The organism is Streptomyces sp. CB02923, assembly GCF_001905005.1.
Taxonomy (GTDB): domain Bacteria; phylum Actinomycetota; class Actinomycetes; order Streptomycetales; family Streptomycetaceae; genus Streptomyces.
The window spans coordinates 749917-766093 of record NZ_LWKZ01000024.1 but is presented as its reverse complement, the minus strand read 5'-3'; the positions used below and the strand labels follow the sequence as shown (position 1 = coordinate 766093).

General features: G+C 73.2%; 14 protein-coding genes. 8 read left to right on the top strand and 6 right to left on the bottom strand.

Annotated elements, in window-relative coordinates:
* Positions 1-28: 28 nt before the first annotated feature.
* The 6 genes from mgtA (at position 29) to A6A06_RS26540 (ending at position 6673) form a co-directional block, all read left to right on the top strand.
* The gene (mgtA, locus tag A6A06_RS26565; protein ID WP_073763996.1) at positions 29-2761 is read left to right on the top strand and encodes a magnesium-translocating P-type ATPase; all 2733 of its coding nucleotides are present in this window, start codon (positions 29-31) and stop codon (positions 2759-2761) included.
* 68 nt (positions 2762-2829) lie between these two features.
* On the top strand, positions 2830-3648 hold the full coding sequence (locus tag A6A06_RS26560) for an MgtC/SapB family protein (protein ID WP_073763995.1): 819 nt from the start codon (positions 2830-2832) through the stop codon (positions 3646-3648).
* Between the two features lie 32 nt (positions 3649-3680).
* Positions 3681-4892 (top strand): GNAT family N-acetyltransferase, encoded by a 1212-nt coding sequence (locus A6A06_RS26555; protein ID WP_073763993.1) that lies wholly within the window; start codon positions 3681-3683, stop codon positions 4890-4892.
* Positions 4893-4932: 40 nt separating this feature from the next.
* On the top strand, positions 4933-5859 hold the full coding sequence (locus A6A06_RS26550; RefSeq protein ID WP_073763991.1) for a LysR family transcriptional regulator: 927 nt from the start codon (positions 4933-4935) through the stop codon (positions 5857-5859).
* A gap of 115 nt (positions 5860-5974) precedes the next feature.
* Positions 5975-6157 carry a 4-oxalocrotonate tautomerase DmpI gene (gene dmpI / locus A6A06_RS26545; RefSeq protein WP_073763989.1) on the top strand — a complete coding sequence of 61 codons (183 nt, stop codon included), beginning with the start codon at positions 5975-5977 and terminating at the stop codon, positions 6155-6157.
* Positions 6158-6325: 168 nt separating this feature from the next.
* Positions 6326-6673 (top strand): PRC-barrel domain-containing protein, encoded by a 348-nt coding sequence (locus tag A6A06_RS26540; protein WP_073763987.1) that lies wholly within the window; start codon positions 6326-6328, stop codon positions 6671-6673.
* A gap of 166 nt (positions 6674-6839) precedes the next feature.
* Here A6A06_RS26540 and A6A06_RS26535 read toward each other — a convergent pair whose 3' ends face one another.
* On the bottom strand, positions 6840-7700 hold the full coding sequence (locus A6A06_RS26535; RefSeq protein WP_073763985.1) for a helix-turn-helix domain-containing protein: 861 nt from the start codon (positions 7698-7700) through the stop codon (positions 6840-6842).
* Positions 7701-7793: 93 nt separating this feature from the next.
* Between A6A06_RS26535 and A6A06_RS26530 the strand changes: the two genes are divergently transcribed.
* Both A6A06_RS26530 and A6A06_RS26525 read left to right on the top strand, forming a co-directional pair.
* Positions 7794-9674, top strand: a complete 1881-nt coding sequence (locus tag A6A06_RS26530; protein ID WP_242440949.1) for an AMP-binding protein — start codon at positions 7794-7796, stop codon at positions 9672-9674.
* Positions 9675-9679: 5 nt separating this feature from the next.
* The gene (locus A6A06_RS26525; protein WP_443333793.1) at positions 9680-11404 is read left to right on the top strand and encodes an AMP-binding protein; all 1725 of its coding nucleotides are present in this window, start codon (positions 9680-9682) and stop codon (positions 11402-11404) included.
* Between the two features lie 28 nt (positions 11405-11432).
* Here the strand turns inward: A6A06_RS26525 and A6A06_RS26520 are convergent, their stop codons facing one another.
* From A6A06_RS26520 to A6A06_RS26500, 5 genes are all read right to left on the bottom strand, one after another.
* The gene (locus A6A06_RS26520; protein WP_073763981.1) at positions 11433-11807 is read right to left on the bottom strand and encodes an MmcQ/YjbR family DNA-binding protein; all 375 of its coding nucleotides are present in this window, start codon (positions 11805-11807) and stop codon (positions 11433-11435) included.
* A gap of 86 nt (positions 11808-11893) precedes the next feature.
* On the bottom strand, positions 11894-12784 hold the full coding sequence (locus A6A06_RS26515) for a CopD family protein (protein ID WP_242440948.1): 891 nt from the start codon (positions 12782-12784) through the stop codon (positions 11894-11896).
* 266 nt (positions 12785-13050) lie between these two features.
* Positions 13051-13578 carry a GNAT family N-acetyltransferase gene (locus A6A06_RS26510; RefSeq protein ID WP_073763977.1) on the bottom strand — a complete coding sequence of 176 codons (528 nt, stop codon included), beginning with the start codon at positions 13576-13578 and terminating at the stop codon, positions 13051-13053.
* An 82-nt stretch (positions 13579-13660) separates the two neighbouring features.
* A complete protein-coding gene (locus A6A06_RS26505) occupies positions 13661-15382 on the bottom strand; it encodes a hypothetical protein (RefSeq protein ID WP_073763974.1) in 1722 nt (573 codons plus the stop codon).
* Positions 15379-16083, bottom strand: coding sequence for an ABC transporter ATP-binding protein (locus A6A06_RS26500; protein WP_073763972.1), 705 nt, complete (start codon positions 16081-16083; stop codon positions 15379-15381). Before A6A06_RS26500 ends, A6A06_RS26505 begins: the two co-directional genes overlap by 4 nt.
* Positions 16084-16177: the final 94 nt, after the last annotated feature.

Here is a 16177-nt window from a genome sequence, read left to right as displayed (position 1 = left end):
GCGCCCCCGCACGGAGGGAGGTTCTGCCATGACCGACCTGCTCACCCCTGAGAAGCTCGCTCCGCCGGGCCGCCGCCCGCGCCGGGAGCGGAAGGCCGCCGAGGTGGCGGCCCGTACCCGTGCCGTCGCCGAGAACCTGGCCGCGATCAGCGCGCGCCCGGCCTCCCGGGTCCTCCAGGACCTGCACACCGGCCGCGACGGCCTGCTGCACGAGAACGCCGTGGCCCGCCTGGAGCGCCACGGGCCCAACGTCATCGCGCACGAGCGCCCGCCGCGCTGGTACGTGCAGCTGGCGAAGGCGTTCTGGAACCCGTTCATCCTCGTGCTCACCGCCCTGGCCGCCGTCATGTACGCGCAGTGGCTCCAGGCCCCCGACGAGGAGCCCTTCGACCCGAAGATCCCCATCCTCGGCGCGATGGTGCTGATCAGCGCACTGCTGCGGTTCTGGCAGGAGTACCGCTCGGGCAGCTCCGCCGCCGCGCTGCGTGCCCTGGTCACCACGACCACCGCCGTACAGCGCCGGGCCGGGCGGGCGCAGGCGCCGACCACCGTCGAGATCCCCGTGGCGGACGTCGCGCGCGGCGACCTCGTCAAGCTGGCCGCCGGTGACCTCGTACCGGCCGATCTGCGGCTGCTGACCGCCAAGGACCTCATGGTCGCGCAGGCCGCGCTGACCGGCGAGTCGCTGCCGGTCGCCAAGGCCGACACACGGGCCGAGGACGACGGTCAGCACGCGACCGCCGACCCGGTGGAGGCCGACAACCTGGTGCTGGCGGGCACGTCCGTCACCTCCGGTACCGCGACCGGTGTGGTCGTGGCCACCGGCGCGGACACCTACTTCGGTTCGATGGCCGGTTCGCTGGCGGGCGAGCGCCCGGAGACCAGCTTCGACGCCGGGGTGAAGAAGGTCAGCTTCCTGCTGATCCGTTTCATGCTGGTGATGGTGCCGCTGGTGTTCGCCGTCAACGGCCTCACCAAGGGCGACTGGGCCGAGGCGTTCACCTTCGGGGTGGCCGTCGCGGTGGGCCTGACGCCCGAGATGCTGCCGATGGTGGTCACCACCAACCTGGCTCGCGGCGCGGTCGCCATGGCGAAGCGCAAGGTCGTCGTCAAGCGCCTGAACGCCATCCAGAACCTCGGCGCGATGGACGTGCTGTGCACGGACAAGACCGGCACGCTGACGGAGGACCGCGTCGTCCTGGACCGCTACCTCGACGTACGCGGCCACGAGGACGGCGAGGTCCTGGAGTACGCCTACCTCAACAGCCACTTCCAGACGGGCCTGCGCAACCTCATGGACCAGGCCGTCGTCGACCGGATGCACGAGGCCGAGGAGGTGGTCGTCGACGCGCGGTTCACGCTGGTCGACGAGGTCCCCTTCGACTTCGCGCGGCGCCGGATGTCGGTGGTGCTGCGGCGCAACGACCTCGAAGGACCCGCCGCCGAGCACCTCCTCGTCACCAAGGGCGCCGTGGAGGAGGTCCTGGCACTGTGCACCCACCTCACCGACGGCGGGCAGCGCGTGGAGCTGACCGACGCGCTGCGCCGTCAGGTCACCCTGACCGCCGAGAACCACAACCGGCAGGGACTGCGGGTCCTGGCGGTGGCGACCCGTACGCTGCCCGCCACCCGCGAGACGTACGGGGTCGACGACGAGGCCGGGCTGACCCTGCGGGGCTTCCTGGCCTTCCTCGACCCGCCGAAGCAGGACGCCGCCGGGGCACTGCGGGCGCTGGCCGACAGCGGCATCGCCGTCAAAGTCGTCACCGGCGACAACGAGCTGGTCGCGGCGCGGGTGTGCGACGAGGTCGGCATCGAGGTGGGCACCGTCGTCAGCGGGCCGTACCTCGACCTGCTCGACGAGCCGGAGCTGGCCGCGCTGGTCCGTACGACGACCGTGTTCGCCAAGGTCAACCCCGTACAGAAGGCCCGGATCGTGCGCGCGCTCCAGGGCGCGGGGCACACCGTCGGCTTCCTCGGCGACGGCATCAACGACGCGGCGGCGCTGCGCGAGGCGGACGTCGGCGTCTCGGTCGACACCGCCGTCGACATCGCCAAGGAGTCCGCGGACATCATCCTGCTGGAGAAGGACCTGACCGTCCTCGAACAGGGCGTCCTCCAGGGCCGCCGGACCTTCGGCAACACCATCAAGTACATCAAGATGACGGCCTCCTCGAACTTCGGGAACGTCTTCTCGGTGCTGGCCGCCTCCGCGTTCCTGCCCTTCCAGCCGATGCTGGCCACCCAGCTGCTCGTACAGAACCTCTGCTACGACATCTCGCAGCTCGCCACGCCCTGGGACCGGATGGACGCGGAGTACGTGCGCAAGCCGCGGACCTGGGACGCCCGGGGCATCGGGCGCTTCATGCTCGTCCTGGGGCCGACCAGCTCGGTCTTCGACATCACCACCTTCCTGCTGATGTGGCACGTCTTCGGCGCGGACAGCGAGGCGCACCAGGCGCTCTTCCAGTCCGGCTGGTTCGTCGAGGGGCTGCTGACGCAGACGCTCGTGGTGCACATGCTGCGCACCCGCAAGGTGCCCTTCCTGCGGTCCCGGGCGACCTGGCCCGTGCTGCTGATGACCGCCCTGGTCATGGCGTTCGGCATCGCCCTGCCGTTCTCGCCGCTGGCCCCGGCCCTCGGGCTGACGGCGCTGCCGGTGAGCTACTTCCCGTGGCTGGTCGGCACGCTGCTGGCGTACTGCCTGCTGACCCAGGGCGTGAAGACCTGGTACATCCGCCGGTTCAACACCTGGCTGTGAACCGCCGATGAGAAAGGGGGCCGCCCTCGGGCGGCCCCGCACCGGCGCATCGAGGAGGAGCGCGGATCATGGTCAACGAGTGGCAGCTGGCCGGCAACATCGCCGCCGGCCTGGGCTTCGGCGCGGCCATCGGCCTGGAACGGCAGTGGCGCGCCCGGATGGCGGGCCTGCGCACCAACGCGCTGGTCGCCGCCGGTGCCGCGCTCTTCGTCCTGCTCTCGCAGTACGGCTTCGCGGCCGCCACCAGCACCACGGGCTACGACGGTTCGCGGGTCGCCGCGCAGATCGTCTCCGGCATCGGCTTCCTCGGCGCCGGCGTCATCATGCGTGACGGACTGAACGTCCGCGGCCTGAACACCGCGGCCACGCTGTGGTGCTCGGCCGCGGTCGGCGCCCTGGCCGGGACCGGTCTGTACGTGGTCGCGGCGCTCGGCACGGCCGGCGTGGTCGGCGCGAACCTGGTCCTGCGGCCCCTGGGCCGCCGGATGGACCGGGAGCCCGGCGGCGGCGCGGAGGTCGCGACCGACTACTACTTCGAGGCGGTGTGCACCGAGCCCGAGGAGGCGCACATCCGGGCGCTGGTCGTGCAGGCCGTCAGCCGCCCGGGTTTCCGGCTGCGGGCGGTGCACAGCCGTGACGACGGCACCTCGCGGCAGGCCGGTACGCCTTCGCGGGTCACCGTGGCCGCCGAGCTGACCACTGAGCGGCGCGACGACAGCCTCCTCGAAGAGGCGGTCAGCAGGCTGTCGCTGGAACCCGCGGTGTCGGCCGTGAGCTGGACCGTCGTGAACCACCCGGACGGAGGTGAGGAGGACTACGGCGAGCCGTACGGGGAGGACTACGGCGACCGCAGACGGCCCGGTGGCCCGCCGCGGAAATCCGGGTGACGGCGCGAGGGGAACGGCGTTAGCGTCCCCGGGTGACCACGGACATACGGGACATCCCCGAAGCGCACGTCGACCGGGCCCTCGATCTCGCCTATCTCGCCTTCCACGAGAAGGCCGGCGACGCCACCCGCAAACGCCACCGCGAAGCGCTGCTGAGCTGCGAACGGGTGGGCGCGTACGCCGACGAGGAGATCGTCGGCTTCGCCGCGGCGCACCGCCTGGGGCTCTCCGTCCCGGGCGGTGAACTGCCCGCGGCCGAACTGGACTTCGTCTCGGTCGCGCCCACCCACCGGCGGCGCGGCGTGCTGACCGGCATGATGGGCGAACTGTGGCGCCGCTGCGCCGCCGGCAACCGGCCGCTGGCCTGCCTGTGGGCGTCGGAGGAGGCGATCTACGGCCGCTTCGGCTTCGGCCCGGCCACCGAGGCGTACACCGTCGAGATCGACACCACCCGGCCCCTGGACCTGCGCATCACGCCCGACCGGCGCCCGCTGCGGCTGATCGCCCCGGCGGACGCCATCGCCATGATCGCGCCGCTGTACGAGGCGGGCCGCGCGCGGCGCGGCGGGCGGCTCTCCCGCGACGAGGCCTGGTGGCGGCGTGCGATGCTCTCCGGCGACGAGGACGGTGACGACGCGAAGGACGGCCCCTCGCGCATCGTCGTCCTCGGCGGCAAGGGCGAACCCCCCGCCGGGTACGTCGTCTACCGGGTGGGGGAGAAGAACACCGTCACCGTCGTGGAGATGGCGGCGGCCGACGCACCGGCCGCCGCGGCGCTCTGGTCCTACCTCGCGTCCATCGACCTGACACGCAAGGTACGGGCCTGGGCGGTGGCCGCCGACGACCCGCTGCTGCTCTTCGCCGCCGACCGCGACCAGGTGCGCGTCACCGGCCAGTGGCCCGCGCTGTGGCTGCGGCTGGTGGACGTGGCCCAGGCGCTGACCGCCCGCTCCTGGGCCGCGCCCGCCGACCTCGTACTGGAGGTGCGGGACGCCGCCCTGCCCGCCAACGCCGGCCGCTTCCGGCTGACGGCGGACCCGTCGGGCGCCACGTACGGACCCGCCGACGGCCCGGCCGACCTGGCGCTGGACGTACGCGACCTGGCGTCCTGCTACCTCGGCGGTACCCGGCTGTGGCGGCTGGTGCAGGCCGGAGTCGTCGAGGAACGTACGCCGGGTGCGGCCCGGCTGCTGGACGCCGCGCTGGAGACGGACCACCTGCCGTTCACCGGCGAGGAATACTGAGAGAACCGTAGAAAGGACCTCAGAAAACGGGGAGGGCGGCGTGGAGCTGCGGCAGGTGCGGTATTTCGTCGCGGTCGCGCAGGAACTGCACTTCGGGCGGGCCGCCGAACGGCTGCACATCGTGCAGTCGGCGGTCAGCCAGCAGGTGCGGCGCCTGGAGCGGGAAGTGGGGGCCGACCTGTTCGACCGGTCGGCGCGGCAGGTGCGGCTCACCACCGCCGGCGAACGCTTTCTGCCCGCGGCACGAGCCCTGCTGGCCGCCGAGGAACGGGCGCTCGCCGTCGTCGCCGACCTGGTCGGCACGCGGAGCAGCACGCTGCGGCTGGGGACGAGCACCGGCCTGGGGGAGCACCTGGACCGGGTTCTGGACGCGCTGGCCCGCCTCGCCCCCGGCCTGGGCGTCCACCTGGTCTCCACGCCGGAACGCGAGCGCCTGGACCAGGTGGCCAAAGGCGACCTGGACGCCGCCTTCGTGCGCGGCACGGACGACGGCGACCCGGACGGCGCGCTCCGCCGCGTACCGCTGTGGCCCGACCCGCTCGTCGCCGTCCTGCCGGCCACGCACCCCCTCGCGCGAAACGGCGCGGCGCAGGGCGTCGATCCGGCCGACCTCGCCGCCGTACCGCTGCGGCTGACCGCGCGCCGCAACAACCCCGCCCTCGTCGACCTCATCCTCACCACCTGCCACGACGCGGGATTCGAGCCCGTGTCCGTACCGGGACCGCCGGCCGGCTCGCTCCAGGACAGCCTGGCCGCGATCGGCGCCGCCGGGCCCGCCCACCCGTCCTGGACCGTGGTGTACGCCTCGCACGCCCGCCAACTGCGCACCCCGCGCATCGCCTTCCTCCCCTTCCGTACGCCCGTCGCGCTGACGACGTCGCTGGCCGTGCACCGCACCGCGCCGCCCGAGCACCTCGACGCGCTGCTCACGGCCTGCGCGGCCGCCGCGCACGATCTCGATCCGTGATCGCAGCGTGCGCGGGATGCTCCTTGGTCGCGCGGCCCGTCCGGGGTGGACTGAAGACCTGCGGAACAGGCGCCCGGAACGGCCGGGCGGCCACCGCCGTCCAGGGAGTCGCACCATGCCCGTCGTCACCGTCCAGCAGGGTCCGCGCAGCGTCGAACTCAAGCGCGAGCTGGTCAGGCAGATCACCGACGCGTTCGTGGACGCGTACCGCGTACCGGCCGAGAGCGTGCAGATCTGGATACAGGAGGTGCCCACCGACAGCTGGGGCACGGCGGGGAAGCTGACCGCCGACAAGTAGGCGGGGCGAGCGGGGGAGCGAGCGGGGCGATCGGGGGTACGGCGGTGCGGTGCGGTGGCCGGAAGCGGCGCACCGTGCCGCACCGCCGTTTGGGCGGTGTGCGGCCGGGCACCCGGCGCCTGTTCCGAGTCCCGAATTCCGCGTCCCGATCGCGCGAAGGAGCTTTCCATGACCGACATCTGGGGCTACTCGGCCACCGCCGGCCACACCGCCGGCACGGACCTCGTCGGGTTCAAGGTCGAGGCCACGGACGGCAGCATCGGCAAGGTCGACAAGCACTCCGACGAAGTGGGCTCCGCCTGGATCGTGGTCGACACCGGTGTGTGGATCTTCGGCAAGCACGTCCTGCTGCCGGCCGGCGTCATCGCGTCCGTGGACACCGCCGAGCGCAAGATCTACGTCTCGCGCACCAAGGAAGAGATCAAGAACTCTCCGGAGTTCGACAAGGAGAAGCACCTCGGCAACCCCGACTACCACCAGCAGCTCGGCTCGTATTACCAGCCGCACCACAGGTGACACCACGCCAAGTGGCACCACGCACCACACGTGACACCACGCCCTGCGAGCGGGGCCGGCCGGGCAGCCCGGCCGGCCCCGCTCCGCCGCGGAGCGCACATCACATGCCGTTCACCGTGACTGTTCACCGCGTGCCGTACTTCGCGTGCTGTTCACCGCGCGCCGTTCACGGCAGCAGCCCCGCCCGGCGTGCCGCCACCACCGCCTGCAACCGCGAGTGCACCCCCAGCTTGCGCATGGAGGACCGCAGGTAGCTCTTGACCGTCTCCGGGCGCAGCCCGAGCCGTTCCGCCGCCACCGCGTTGGTCGCGCCCGAGGCCACGCACGCCAGGACGTCCACCTCGCGCGGAGCCAGCACCGGTCCTGCCCGCCGGCCGCGCCCGGGAGCGGACGCCGCCGCCAGCCGTCCGCACGCCGCCAGCATCTCGTGGCGCAGCGCCGGGTCGGCGATCCGCTGCGCCAGTGCCCGCAGGTCGCTGTGCGCCTCCCGTACCTCCTCCCAGACCGCCGGGTCGGCGCCCGCCGGCTGCCGGGCGACCGACAGCAGCCGCTGCGCCTCGTCCTGGAGCAGCAGGGCGTGCTCCAGTTCGCGGGCGGCCTCCATCGCGGCGGACAGCGAGCGGTCGCCGAGCTGTACGGGGTGGCGCATCGCCCCGTACAGGACGCCGCGCACCCGCCGCCGCACGACGACCGGCACCGCGAGCACGGAACGCAGGCCCTCGGCCGCCACGGCGGCGTCGTACTCGTGACTGATGACGGCGGAGGAGTGGTAGTCGGTCACCGCGAAGGGCCGGGTGAGCAGCGCCGCCTTGCCGCCGAGGCCGTTGCCGTGCCGGATGGCCAGTCCGTGCAGCGCGGCGGATCTGGTGCCCGTCAGCTCGCTGATGCGGTAGCGGCCCGTGCCGTACCGCAGCCCCCCGAACGCCACCGGCAGCCCGCTCGTCCGCCGCAGCCGCAGCAGCGCCGCCCGTACATCGACGGATCCGCCACACTCCGGGGACCCGCCACACTCTGACTCGACCCGCACGCCGAAACCTCCGCTTCCCCCCGTTCGGGGGTGGTGAGACCTGCGTCACTGATTACACGATGGCGGTAGGCGGTGCGGCAATGAGGAGGACACATGGCGGACGCGGATATGACAGGTGCGACAGGTGGTACGGACGGTATGGGCGGGGTTGCCCCTGTTGCGGAAGGGGCGGGAGCGGCGAGGGCGGCGGACGCCCAGGGCGCGGCGAGGGTGGCGGACGCCCCGGACACGGCGAGGGCCACGGACGCCCCGGACACGGCGAGGGCCACGGACGCCCCGGACGCGGCGTCCGCCGACCCGACCGCCGAGTTCCGTGCGGCACGGGACTTCCTCCTCCGCCACCGCGAGGACTACGACAGCGCCCGCGAGGGCTTCACCTGGCCCCGTCCCGCGTACTTCAACTGGGCGCTGGACTGGTTCGACCGTATCGCCGACGGCAACGACCGCACCGCCCTGCACATCGTCGAGGAGGACGGCACCCACACCCGCCGCACCTTCGATCAGCTGCGCCGCGCCTCGAACCGGGCCGCCAACTGGCTGGCCGCGCAGGGCGTACGGGCCGGTGACCGGATCGTGGTCATGCTCGGCAACCAGGCCGAGCTGTGGGAGACCGCCCTCGCGGCCATGAAGCTGCGCGCCGTCGTCATCCCGGCCACCCCGCTGCTCGGCCCGCTCGACCTCGCCGACCGTGTCGAGCGCGGCCGGGCCCGGCACGTGCTCGTACGGAGCGCGGACACCGGCAAGTTCGCGGACGTCCCCGGCGACTACACCCGGATCGCGGTCGGGGGCGGCGCCGGGACGGCCGCCGCGGGGTGGCTCGCCTACGAGGACGCGTACACCCTCACCGACACGTACGAGCCCACGGGCCCCACCCGGGCCGACGACCCCCTGATGCTCTACTTCACCTCCGGCACCACGGCCCGCCCCAAGCTGGTCGAACACACCCACACCTCGTACCCCGTGGGCCACTTGGCGACGATGTACTGGATCGGCCTGAAACCCGGCGACGTCCACCTGAACATCTCCTCGCCCGGCTGGGCCAAGCACGCCTGGTCCAACCTCTTCGCCCCCTGGAACGCCGAGGCCACCGTCTTCATCCACAACTACACCCGCTTCGACGCGGCCCGGCTGATGGCCGAGATGGACCGGGCGGGCGTCACCAGCTTCTGCGCCCCGCCGACCGTGTGGCGGATGCTCATCCAGGCCGACCTGACGGCCCTGAAGACCCCGCCACGGGAGATCGTCGCGGCCGGCGAACCGCTCAACCCGGAGATCATCGAACGGGTGCGGGAGGCGTGGGGCGTCACCATCCGCGACGGCTTCGGGCAGACCGAGACCGCCGTCCAGGTCGCCAACACCCCGGGACAGCCCCTCAAACCGGGCTCCATGGGCCGCCCCACCCCCGGCTTCGAGGTCGTCCTGCTGGACCCGGTGACCGGCCGGCCCGCCGAGGAGGGCGAGATCGCCCTCGACCTGTCGGCCCGGCCGGTGGGACTGACCACCGGCTACCACGGCGACCCGGAACGCACCGCCGAGGCGATGGCCGGCGGCTACTACCGCACCGGCGACATCGGCTCCCGCGACGCCGACGGCCACCTCACGTACATCGGTCGCCGGGACGACGTGTTCAAGGCCAGCGATTACAAGATCTCACCCTTCGAGCTGGAGAGCGCACTGCTGGAGCACGAAGCGGTCGCCGAGGCCGCCGTGGTTCCCGCGCCCGACCCCGTACGGCTGGCCGTACCCAAGGCGTACGTGGTGCTGGCGGCCGGCTGGGAGCCTGGCCCGGAGACCGCGGCGGAGCTCTTCGCGCACTCCCGCGCGGTGCTCGCCCCGTACAAGCGGGTGCGGCGGCTGGAGTTCGCCGAGCTGCCCAAGACGGTCTCCGGCAAGATCCGCCGTGTGGAACTGCGCGAGCGCACCGCCGAAGAGGGCGGCGGCGCCGCCGAGTACCGAGAGGAAGACCACCGATGACCGACATGAGCAGGCCGCCGAGCCACCCGCCGGGACCCCGGGACAGCGGCACGGAGCGCCACCGGGAGGCGTACGCGCGGGGCGAGAGCGACCGGCCGCTGCTCGACCGCACCATCGGCGCCGACCTGGAACGCGCGATCAGCCGCTTCGGCGACCGCGAGGCGCTGGTGGACGTGGCGGGCGGGCGCCGCTGGACGTACGCGGAACTGGGCCGGGCGGTGGACGAGGTGGCGCTCGGCCTGCTCGCCAAGGGCGTGCGCAAGGGCGACCGGGTCGGCATCTGGGCGCCCAACTGCCCCGAGTGGGTGCTGGTGCAGTACGCCACCGCCCGCATCGGCGCCATCATGGTCAACATCAATCCCGCCTACCGCGTGCACGAATTGGCGTATGTGCTCAAGCAGGCCGGCATGAGCGTGCTGGTCTCCGCCGTCGCGCACAAGAGCAGCGACTACCGGCGGATGATCGAGCAGGTACGGGCCGAGAGCCGGGCCCTGCGCGACGTGGTCTACATCGACGACCCGACCTGGGACGGCCTGCTGGCGGCCGGTGCCGCGGTGCCGCAGGCGAAGCTGGCGGCCTGCGCGAAGGAGCTGTCGCCGCACGACCCGGTCAACATCCAGTACACCTCCGGCACCACCGGCTTCCCCAAGGGCGCCACCCTCTCCCACCACAACATCCTCAACAACGGCTTCTGGGTGGGCGAGACCGTCGGCTACACCGAACACGACCGGATCTGTCTGCCGGTGCCCTTCTACCACTGCTTCGGCATGGTGATGGGCAACCTCGGCGCCACCTCGCACGGCGCCTGCATCGTCATCCCGGCCCCCGCCTTCGAGGCGGCCGCCACGCTGCGGGCCGTACAGGAGGAGCGCTGCACCTCCCTGTACGGCGTACCGACGATGTTCATCGCCGAACTGGACCACCCGGACTTCGCCACGTACGACCTGTCGTCGCTGCGCACCGGCATCATGGCGGGCTCGCCGTGCCCGGAGGAGGTGATGCGGCGGGTCGTCTCCGAGATGCACATGGCCGAGGTCTCCATCTGCTACGGCATGACCGAGACCTCACCGGTCTCCACCCAGACACGGCGCGACGACGACCTGGCGCACCGCACCGGCACAGTGGGCCGGGTGCTGCCGCACATCGAGGTCAAGGTGATGGACCCGGTGACCGGCGCGACGGTGCCGCGCGGCGAGCCGGGCGAACTGTGCACCCGCGGCTACAGCGTGATGCTGGGCTACTGGGAGGAGCCGGAGCGCACCGACGAGGCGATCGACGCGGAGCGCTGGATGCACACCGGCGACCTGGCGGTGATGAACGAGGACGGCTACCTGCGGATCGTCGGCCGCATCAAAGACATGATCATCAGGGGTGGCGAGAACGTCTACCCGCGCGAGATCGAGGAGTTCCTCTACACCCACCCCAAGGTCGCCGACGTGCAGGTGGTGGGCGTCCCGGACGCCAAGTACGGCGAGGAGATCGCCGCCTGCGTCATCCTGCGCGACGCCGCGGACGGCCTCACCCGCGACGAACTGGCCCGGTACTGCCGCTCACGCCTGGCGCACTACAAGGTGCCCCGGTACGTGCACGTCCTCGACGCCTTCCCGATGACCGTCAGCGGCAAGGTCCGGAAGATCGAACTGCGGGAGTGGCTGGCGGCGCGGCTGGCGGCGTCGGAGGAGCCGGCGGTGGGGACGGCCGGAGCGGCGGGGACGGCGGCCCGGACATAGCGGTACGGCCGGGTCGCGCGCCATGGGATCAGGCGTGGCCCGGCCAGTCGAGCACGAGCTGCTGCGCACGCGGCAGCCGTGCCACGATGAGGTCGTACGAATCCTCGATCATGTCCAGGACGAGCCGGTCGTCCAGCGCCCCGGCCAGCGAGACGGTGTTCCAGTGCCGCTTGTTGAGGTGGTAGCCCGGGACGATCTCGGGGTGCGCGGCGCGCAGCCGCTCCGCCAGATCGGGGTCGCACTTCAGACTCACGGTCAGCGGCTCGGCGTCCAGGCTGGTCAACGCGAAGATCTTCCCGCCGACCTTGAACGTGCACACCTCCCGGTTCCCCGGGAACGGGAACTCCTCGGTCGCCCCGTTGAAGTCCAGGCAGAAGTCCCGCAGCCGCTTCGCATCGAACATACGGCCATTATCGCGCGCACGTCGCCGACCTCACCCCTTCGACCTCACCCCGCCGCCGTCACCCCACCGCCGTCACCCCATCGCCGTCACCCCGGTGCCGGTGGCAGCGGTACGGCGGTCAGAACGGCGGAAACCAGTACCACCGCCCCCAGCGCCACCACCTCCGCACGGGCCGGCCCGGTCGCCGCCCCCGGCAGCACCGCCTCCCGCCGCATCCGCCCGCGCGCGGCCAGCGCCAGCCCGCTCACCACCAGGACGAGCACCAGCTTGGCCAGTAGGACCCGGCCGTACCCCGTGCTGAACGCCTCCGCGAGCGGCAGGCGGCGCAAGGTGCTGCACACCCCGGTCACCGTGATCGCGGCGAACAGCAGCGCCGCGGGCCGCGCGTACCGCACCAGCAACTCCCGCCCCACCGCCCCGTCGTGCCTCCAGCACCACCGCGTCCGCAGCACGTGCAGCAGACCACCCGCCCACAGCGTGGTCGCCGTCAGGTGGACGAGGGTGAGCGCGACGCCGATCTCCGGCGTGCCGGTCTCCGGGTGGGCCCGCAGCGCCTCGCCGAAGACGACGGCGGCCAGCGGAACGCCGGCCCACCCCGGCCGTCGGGAGGCCGCACACAGGGCCGCGAGCAGAAACGCGTTGGCCTCCAGAAGGGCCAGCAGACCGGGCCGGGTGGCATACGCATCGACGAGCGCCGGACCCGACACCCCCGCCACCGGCGACCCACTCCCCGCCACCAGCAACAACTGCCCCACAGCCGCCCCCACCCCCACCCAAGCGGCCCACACGGCCCACCCCCGCGGCAACTCCACCAAGACACCCCCCACCCGCCGCGCGAGCCGCACCCCGGCCAACTCACCCCCATGCACACACAACGCGGCCAGTAGCACCGCCCGCAGAAGAGCGGTGACCCCGTCGCCGGGTAATCGGATCTCGTACGACTCGTCGACCACGAGCCCCGTACCCAGCAGCGTCACGAGAACGACGACACAGCCGGCCGCGGCCAAGGCGCACACGCGGCGGACGGGCGAGCGGCGAACGCCCCTCACGCCCGCGCCGGACGTGCCGCACGCGTCATCGCCGGAGCCCGTCGCGACGGGGCCGGAAGCGGGCCGGGAAGCCGGTTGAGGTGGATTCATCCCGCGATCGTCCCCGCCGGCCGAAGCGCCCGGCAAGCGAAGTGCGCCCACGGGTCACACAACCAGGCCACCGGCCCGCCGACCGAGTACACCCCGGATCCGGATCAGCCGTCCCGCCGCATACACACCCGCTCCCACCGGTCCAGTCCCAGCTCCGCCTCCCGCCGGCGGATCTCGCGCAGCCCCGGCGTCAGTTCGGCGTCGTCCAGGACACGGAAGCCGAGCCGGGCGTAGTACGGGGCGTTCCACGGCACGGCCGCGAAGGTGGTCAGCGTCAGCGACGGCAGCCCGCTGTCCCGCCGGGCCCGCTCGATGAGCGTACGACCGAGACCGCGACGCGCGCCGTCCGGATGAACGGAGACCTGCTCGACGTGCGCGCAGCCGTCGACCGGTTCCCAGAGCAGGTACGCGAGCGGCGGGCCGTCCGGAGCCGCCCCGGCACAGGCAACCAGCGCCCGGCCCGCCCGCTGGTACCGGGCCAGTTCCGTCAGCGACGGCGGTTCGTCGTCCGCGATCGAGTCCATGCCCAGGGTGCGGAAAGCCTCCCCGGCCGCGCGCTCGACGGCGCGCAGCGCGGGGAGGTCGCCGGGGGCGGCCGCGCGGACGACTGGGAGGTGGTCAGGTGCGTTCATACGAGCACCGTCGCAGGTCGCGCCGCGCGCGGCAGCCGGTTTTCGGGAGGGGCGGGGCCGCAGGCAGTCGTTCGCAGTGGGGTCAGTGTTTGACGAGGCGGTCCGCCGAGCGGGTTACGAAGTAGAGGAGGCCGGTGGTGAGGAGTGCTGCCATGACGGCCACGTAGGTCGTGGTGCGGGCGTCGGGGCCGTGGGCTAGGGCCGCGTTGAGGACGAGGGTGAGGCCGGTTACCGAGATCAGTGGGCCGGCGGCGTACCAGGCGGCGAAGAGGAAGGGGCCGGGGCCGCCCATCGGGGTGGCGGCGCCCGCGAACAGCAGGTTCGTGCGGGCCGGGCCGCGGCACGCGCCGAAGACCGCTGCCGCCGCGAACGGCACCGCGCACAGCGGCATCAGCAGGAGTGTCCACACCGCGCCGGCCAGCGCGTACGGCACGGCCGCGAGCAGGCCCAGCACCGCGCCGAGCACCGTGGGGACGATCGCGTGGTGCAGCATCAGCGTCCGCAGCCGGAACGGGGACCAGGCTGCCCGCCGTACGTCGTCGGTCTCCAGGCGGGCCGGTTCGGCGAGGGCGCCCACGGCCGCGTACCCGCAGAGCAGCCCCACGACCAGGCCGAGTACGCGCTTCTCGCCCGCCGTCGCCGCGCCGAGCCCCGCCGCCGTGGCGGCAGCGGCGGTCCAGGCGACGGCCCGTCCCAGCCGTCCGGGCGCGCGCAGCAGGGCCAGCAGGTCGCGCCAGACGACGACGAGGTGACGGTTCGGCGGTGGCGGCAGGCGGACCCAGCGCTTCGGTTCGTCGCCGCCGGCCTCCATGACGGCGAGTTTCGCGGCCCGCAGTTCCAGGGTGAACACGCCGGACGTGACGGCCGTGGCCGTCGCCGCTCGGCCGCGCAGCTGGGCGTTGGGCACGTATGCGGCGTCCCGGTGGGCGTACAGGACGGCCGCCGCGGTGACGGCCACGAGGAGTGCGGTCGCGGCGGGCCAGCCGGGTGCCGTTCCGCCCGTCACGGACACGGCAGGCTGCGCTGCCCAGCCCCACGGGCCGGACCACAGTTCGGCCTGTTCCAGGGGCGCCCAGCGATGGCCGGTGGCGGCCAGTGCCGCCTGGCCCGCGCTCAGCGCCAGCAGCAGGGCGGCGGGCGCGGTCGAGCGCCGTACGTACCGTGAGAGGTGCGGCCTGCGCTCCACCACCATGCCGAGCGAGACGGCGAGCAGCGGCAGACAGACCGCGGCCGGGAGCAGGGCCAGGATCCCGCCGCCGAACGACGCGAGGTCGGTGACCTGGAGAACGACGGCCGCGGCCGCCGCCACCAGCAGCCCCGCGGCCGCCGCGAGCCCGGCGGAGAGCCGGAAGCCGGGCCGCAGCACCGCCCCGCGCCGTACCGGCTGGGCGAGGAGCCAGCCGACGGCCGGGCCGGGCACCACGACCGGCCCGCGCCACAGCGCGTCGCGCGCGGCGAGTACGGCCAGCCCGAGGGTGACGGCCACGAAAGCGGCCGGCAGGGTGCGCTGGAGGTCGGTGCCGAGGCTGCCGTGGTCCGCGCCGAGTTCCAGTTCGCGCAGGAAGCGGTGGGCGTAGCCGCTGCCGTAGCCGAGGGCCGCGAGTACGACGCAGTAGACGAGGACGGCCCGGTCGCGGCGGCGCTGCCGGTGGTGGGCGCGGCGCTTGGCGCGCAGCCAGTGCAGTGTCTCGGCGGTGCGGTCGTCGTCCGCCTCGTTCCAGATGGCCTGGGCGTCGTCCTCCTCGGTGGCGGGGGTGTCGTCCTGCTCCGTGTGCGGGTCCGTTCCGGCGTCGTGCGCGGTCATGAGCGGACGCCCAGCTTCTCCAGCACCTTCGCCGGAGCGCCCCGCTCGATGACCCGGCCGTCCTCCAGCGCGATCATGCGGTCGGCGACCTCCAGGGCCAGCTCCGCCTGGTGCGTGGCGAGCAGGACGGCGACGCCGTCCGCCTTCTCGGCGACCAGCAGGGCGGCCAGGCGCGCGCGGGCGTCGGGGTCGAGCCGCTGCTCGGGTTCGTCGAGAACGAGGAGGTCACGCGGCCGTACCAGCGCGGCGGCCAGCAGCAGCGACTGCAACTGGCCGGAGGAGAGCGAGCCCGGCAGCGCGTGGGCGTGACCGGCCAGCCGGCGGTCGGCGAGCACCTGGTCGATCCAGGCCTGGGCGTCGTCCACGGCGTGGGCGACGGTGACGAGCTCCAGATGTTCGCGGACGGTGAGGTCGGGGTAGCAGGCGACGCTGTCGCCGACCACCGCGACCCGGGCCCGTACCTCCGGGTCGTCCTCCGTGACCTTGCGGCCCGCGAACCGGGCCGTGCCGGCGGTCGGCGCGTCCCGCCCGCACGCGATGCGCAGCAGGGTGGACTTGCCGGACCCGTTGTGGCCGAACAGAGCCGTGCAACTGCCGGCGGCCAGGTCGAGGTCGATCGGGTGCAGCGCCTGCCGGTCGCCGTAGCGGCGGCTGACGCCGCGCAGTTGCAACAGCGCGTTCGTGCTGGTCCTGGCCTTCATCGAGGTTCTCCGTACGCTGGGTGGGTCCGACCGACCCTAACCAGCGCCCGGCCGTGCCCCGCCCGGCGGCCCTACCGCCCCGCGTCCGGCGGCG

Excerpts from the sequence above, each read along its gene's own strand:
- dmpI (WP_073763989.1), top strand. The coding sequence starts at position 5,975 with ATGCCCGTCGTCACCGTCCAGCAGGGTCCGCGCAGCGTCGAACTCAAG.
- A6A06_RS26505 (WP_073763974.1), bottom strand. The coding sequence starts at position 15,382 with ATGACCGCGCACGACGCCGGAACGGACCCGCACACGGAGCAGGACGAC.
- A6A06_RS26530 (WP_242440949.1), top strand. The coding sequence starts at position 7,794 with ATGGCGGACGCGGATATGACAGGTGCGACAGGTGGTACGGACGGTATG.
- A6A06_RS26500 (WP_073763972.1), bottom strand. The coding sequence starts at position 16,083 with ATGAAGGCCAGGACCAGCACGAACGCGCTGTTGCAACTGCGCGGCGTC.
- A6A06_RS26560 (WP_073763995.1), top strand. The coding sequence starts at position 2,830 with ATGGTCAACGAGTGGCAGCTGGCCGGCAACATCGCCGCCGGCCTGGGC.
- A6A06_RS26520 (WP_073763981.1), bottom strand. The coding sequence starts at position 11,807 with ATGTTCGATGCGAAGCGGCTGCGGGACTTCTGCCTGGACTTCAACGGG.
- mgtA (WP_073763996.1), top strand. The coding sequence starts at position 29 with ATGACCGACCTGCTCACCCCTGAGAAGCTCGCTCCGCCGGGCCGCCGC.
- A6A06_RS26510 (WP_073763977.1), bottom strand. The coding sequence starts at position 13,578 with ATGAACGCACCTGACCACCTCCCAGTCGTCCGCGCGGCCGCCCCCGGC.
- A6A06_RS26525 (WP_443333793.1), top strand. The coding sequence starts at position 9,680 with ATGAGCAGGCCGCCGAGCCACCCGCCGGGACCCCGGGACAGCGGCACG.
- A6A06_RS26540 (WP_073763987.1), top strand. The coding sequence starts at position 6,326 with ATGACCGACATCTGGGGCTACTCGGCCACCGCCGGCCACACCGCCGGC.